1 protein-coding gene is annotated in these 793 nt (G+C 38.5%); it reads left to right on the top strand.

Annotated elements, in window-relative coordinates; all coding sequences use genetic code 11:
• Positions 1-57: 57 nt before the first annotated feature.
• Positions 58-561 (top strand): NUDIX domain-containing protein, encoded by a 504-nt coding sequence (locus HFP08_RS28905; protein WP_168124085.1) that lies wholly within the window; start codon positions 58-60, stop codon positions 559-561.
• Positions 562-793 lie beyond the last annotated feature (232 nt).

Raw genomic sequence — 793 nt, 5'->3', positions numbered from 1 at the left:
AACGTTAGGTGAAAGGGATGAAGTGCGTATAAAAAAACAAGCTCAAAGGAGACTATAATGATTACTCGTTTAATGGCTACCGCTTTTCTTTTTAATAACGATAAGATATTAATGATGAAACGTTCCGCAGATAGGAAACTTGCTCCTGGCATTTGGACAGGTATCGGTGGTCATATCGAACCTGATGAAATGAATAGCTCTGAATATGCTTGTGTCAGGGAAGTACATGAAGAAACTGGAATTGAAAGAGATCAAATCTCAGATCTTTCATTGCGGTATATATTGCTTCGACAGAAAGAGAATGAATTAAGAGAGCAATTTGTTTATTTTGGAAAGACATCTAAACAAGAATTGGGACAAACAGAAGAAGGAGAATTACATTGGATAGATATTCAACTGACAAAAACACTTGAGATGCCAATGATAATATATGAAATGCTCAATCATTATTTTCAGAACGGTATTAAGAATGATGAAACTTATATAGGGATACTAACAAGAGGAATTGAGAATGAACCAAAAATGATATTTACTACAATGAAAGATCCAGGAATAGTATAAGAGATTTTTGTAAGGATTTTCGAAGAAGTCATCCCCATCACCTAACACCGTATTCACGCTGCGTCGCTATCTCTCCTTGGTCCGGACCGAAGCTGGAAGAAGTGGTTTCGAAGAAGCCGATTCAGTAGCAGAGAAGAATATTCAGCCGGACAACCTTGCACAGCCTAACCGCGTCGCGGCCGTTCCCTTCGGTCACTTAAGGCAGTGAAGGTTCGTGAATACAAGAACGTTA

Source organism: Paenibacillus sp. HB172176 (genome assembly GCF_011947265.1).
In the GTDB taxonomy this organism is placed as follows: domain Bacteria; phylum Bacillota; class Bacilli; order Paenibacillales; family Paenibacillaceae; genus Pristimantibacillus.
The sequence above is the reverse complement of the archived record's forward strand: the minus strand, read 5'-3'. Positions and strand labels throughout refer to the sequence as shown.

What these genes read in the sequence shown, in the direction of transcription:
- HFP08_RS28905 (WP_168124085.1), top strand. Translation starts at nt 58, where the DNA reads ATGATTACTCGTTTAATGGCTACCGCTTTTCTTTTTAATAACGATAAG.